This window comes from Methanosarcina sp. (assembly GCF_028693135.1).
Classification (GTDB): Archaea; Halobacteriota; Methanosarcinia; order Methanosarcinales; family Methanosarcinaceae; genus Methanosarcina.
The window spans coordinates 1-3649 of record NZ_JAQUVZ010000088.1 but is presented as its reverse complement, the minus strand read 5'-3'; the positions used below and the strand labels follow the sequence as shown (position 1 = coordinate 3649).

3 protein-coding genes are annotated in these 3649 nt (G+C 41.2%); 2 read left to right on the top strand and 1 reads right to left on the bottom strand.

Features of this window, described 5'->3' with window-relative positions:
• Positions 1-899: Coenzyme F420 hydrogenase/dehydrogenase, beta subunit C-terminal domain (locus tag PHF18_RS18005; RefSeq protein ID WP_300105083.1), on the top strand; the 899-nt coding region annotated here is incomplete at its 5' end.
• A gap of 317 nt (positions 900-1216) precedes the next feature.
• Complete coding sequence (locus PHF18_RS18000) at positions 1217-2878, top strand: IS1634 family transposase (RefSeq protein ID WP_300105081.1); 1662 nt, start codon at positions 1217-1219, stop codon at positions 2876-2878.
• Positions 2879-2909: 31 nt separating this feature from the next.
• On the opposite strand, the gene PHF18_RS17995 is transcribed toward PHF18_RS18000, so the two are convergent.
• Positions 2910-3649: hypothetical protein (locus PHF18_RS17995; protein ID WP_300105079.1), on the bottom strand; the 740-nt coding region annotated here is incomplete at its 5' end.

Sequence of the window (3649 nt, the reverse complement as noted above, 5' to 3'; positions counted from 1 at the left end):
ACTCTTCAAGCCCCATTAACAACGGCTACTGTAAAGCAGCTGTTGACGACGTGCCCTGCGGGGCCTGCTATGAGGTCTGCCCGAGGTTAGACGAACAGCCTTCAAGCCTCCTTGGAGACTACCTGGAGATTAAGGCTGGAAAGGCCGGGTTTGACATCCCGAGAAAGCAGAGTGGAGGAGCCGTAACCGCAATTCTTGCAAACGCCCTGGAAACGGGCCTTGTGGATGCCGTGGTTACGGTTACGGAAGACCCCTGGACCCTCAAGCCGAGCTCCATGGTAATCACCTCCGAAGAGGCCCTTGTAAGCGAGGCCGGCAGCCGATACAACTGGTGGGTGCCCCTGCTCTCGGCCCTCAAGGAAGCCGTGGTCAGGAAGAAGTACAGGAACATTGCAGTTGTAGGAGTCCCCTGTGTGGTCCAGGCCGTTCGGAAGATGCTTGAATCCGACCATGACCTTGTAAGGCCCTATAAGAATTCAATCCGCGTCGTGCTCGGGCTCTTCTGTACCGAAAGCTTCGACTACGAAAAACTGATCGCGGGCAAGCTTAAGAGCGAATACGCCCTTGAGCCCATGCAGGTCTGCAGAATCGACGTCAAGGGAAAACTCGAAATCAACCTTGACGACGGGACCCAGTACGTAATCCCCCTCAAGGAACTCGACGACACCATCAGGCCCGGCTGCCAGGTCTGCACGGACTTTACGGCCCTCAAAGCCGACATCTCGGCAGGTTCGGTCGGAAGCCCCGACGGCTACACAACCCTGATCGTCCGCACCCTCGTAGGCCAGCACCTCCTGAAAAGCGCGGTCGACAGCGGAAAACTGAGCCTCGACGGCGAAGTCAACCTCGACATCATTGAAAAACTTGCCACAAAGAAGCTGGCAAGAAAACAGGAATAAAATTGCAGAACAGAACTTAATTTATAGAAAACTTGTAAAGATGAAGTTTCAGGCTTCATCTTTTGAATTCTTTTTTGAGCTATTATTCATTACAGGACTTGAGTTGACTCTCTTTTTCAAAGCACAGACCTTTGATTACTTTTTAACTCAGCTTTCAAAGAAACACGTTTTTTGCCAAAATTCACAATAAAAAACAGATGCAGCAACCATCTTTGTAAAATATTATATGTATTACCTAAATATTAAATTCAGATTAAAAACCCTATTGATATCGTTTTTTACGAAAATTATTTATATGTGTATTACATACTAAATTTATGACATCTATCATAAAAAAAATGATCCATAACAAACCATACTATTATGCGGTTAGGTCTGCAAGGGTGAATGGAAAACCGAGGATAGTTTCTCAGGTATATCTTGGAACCGCAGATAGTATTGTTGAGATGAAAAAGCAGTGTGAATCATTGCCTTACATAAAAATGAAATCCTTTGAATATGGCAAACTTGCCGCACTTCTCCATGTGAATGAAGAGCTTGGATTCGTTGACATCGTGAACAAGCACACTATGAAAAAATCAATAGACGGGTTAAGTGTTGGAGAGTATCTTTTACTTGATATGGTAGGAAAATCTCATGGAATTTTAAGTGAAAACGGTATTGAGGAATGGTTCAAAAAATCAGCTTTATCTTTTATGTGGAATTTTCCACACAAATTAAGTTGTCAGAATTTTTTGAATCATATGAATTACATTGATTCTGACACAATGAAAAAGATTGAAGATGATCTGTGCCGAATTCTCATCGAAAAAGGACTAACCCCTTCAGTACTGTTTGTGGATGAATCAAACTGGTTCACCTATGCCGCCAACTATGATAATAAAAGTGAACTGCTCCATAAAGGGTATAACAAAAAGCATCGTAAAGACAAAAATCAGGTATCTGTAGCGCTGGCTGCTAATGATTACAACTTACCTTTTATTCATGAAACATATCCTGGAAATGTGTACGATTCAGATGAATTTTCAGGTCTGATTGACAAAATCATAAATCGTTTGACTGAGTTGAATATTTGTTCGGAAGATCTTGTTCTTGTTTTCGATAAGGGGAATAATTCAAAGGAAAATATTGAACAGGTAACTTCAAAAATGAATTTTGTAGGGGCTGTAAAAGCAAATCAGGCCGAGGAACTTCTTGAAGTACCATTATCTAAATATCAATTTTTATATGAAAGTTCAGATAGCCACAAAATTTATGGGTATCGAACAAAGCATCAGTTTTACGGGACAGAATTTACAACAGTAATTACTTTCAATGAAGGAACCTACAAGCTTCAAAAAAGAACATATGAATCGAATATGTCAAAAATAATTGAAAAACTTGAGGATTTACAGAGGAGGCTTGAAAGCAATAGAGGAAAAGCGAGAAACAGGAGCAGTGTGGAAAAAGAGGTTGCGGATATAATCATAAAAAAATACAGAGGCGTTGTGAAATATGAAATTACTGATGTCCCTGAAGGTAGGAAAAAACCTCAGTTAAAGTTCTGGATTGACGAAGAGAATGAAAACAAGCGTGAAAATTCATTAGGAAAAAATATACTGTTTACAGACAAGCACCGCTGGCATACTAAGAAAATTGTGCAAACGTACAACAATAAAGGTGCTATAGAGGATGATTTTAAGCTGTTGAATGATCACCTGCTTGTTCCTGTGGGACCAGTGTACCACCACAAAGATGAAAATATAAAAATTCACGTGTTTCTGTCTATAATTGGCTTGCTTTTCTACAGATATTTAGCCTGGGAGACAAAAAGATATGGTTTTTCTATGAGGAAACTGGTTGAAAATTTGTCAGAAATCAGGCTGGCAGTTATCCAAGAAAAAGAATCAAATAAATGTAATATGATCATGGAAGAAATGAGCACAAAGCAAGCATCGTTATTCTCTTTCTTGAACCTGGGAAAATACCTGCCTTCTTAATGAAAACAGTATCAATAGGATTATTCTTTTCTTAGTAATACACAAACTCAGCCGCTTGATAACGGAAAATCATGCATCTTTGAAAGTCAAGTTTAACTCGCCGTCCTGAAACCAGAAGCCATAAAGTTCCCAAAATTCCCGTTAAAAAAAGACCCCCTGTAAAACCTGGAATTTCAGGAAAGGAACTTTCTGATTTATCCTCTGCCTCGGACAGGTAATAATACAGCACCCCATTTTCAGTATCCACAAAAACAGTTGTTACGGTGGGCCCTTCCATATAGGATACGGCCCAGAAGGCTTCGGAACCCCTGAACACAACCCGGACATCCGCAGGACTTATCGAGGAATTAATCTCAGCTGCTGCAATCCCCAGGGCTTTTGTCCTGTTTACGGAAACCCCCGATTCGTCAAAGGTCTGTATCTGCACGATGCTTCCGTTTTTTTCCAGAAACATAAGCTCTCTGAAAGGCCCGGCCCCGGATATAAGATACACAAGGGAAAAACTCTGGTTTATCTGTGAGCCATCCCACTTCTTCGGAGCATAAGCTTCGATAAAGGAACGTATAGTCTCATTACCTCTGGCTGCGGGATATGCAGAAAAAAACTCATCCAGGGAGCTTTCTCTAAAAATTCTATTGAATTCATTTTTCTCCGATTCATTCAAAGCAATTATGTAAGGATATGTCATTTCAAGAGCTTCTGCAGAAAGAGGCTCTTTTTTTACCTGGGGTTTATGCCCATTGTATTCAGAGAGATCCAGAGGTGTTACCC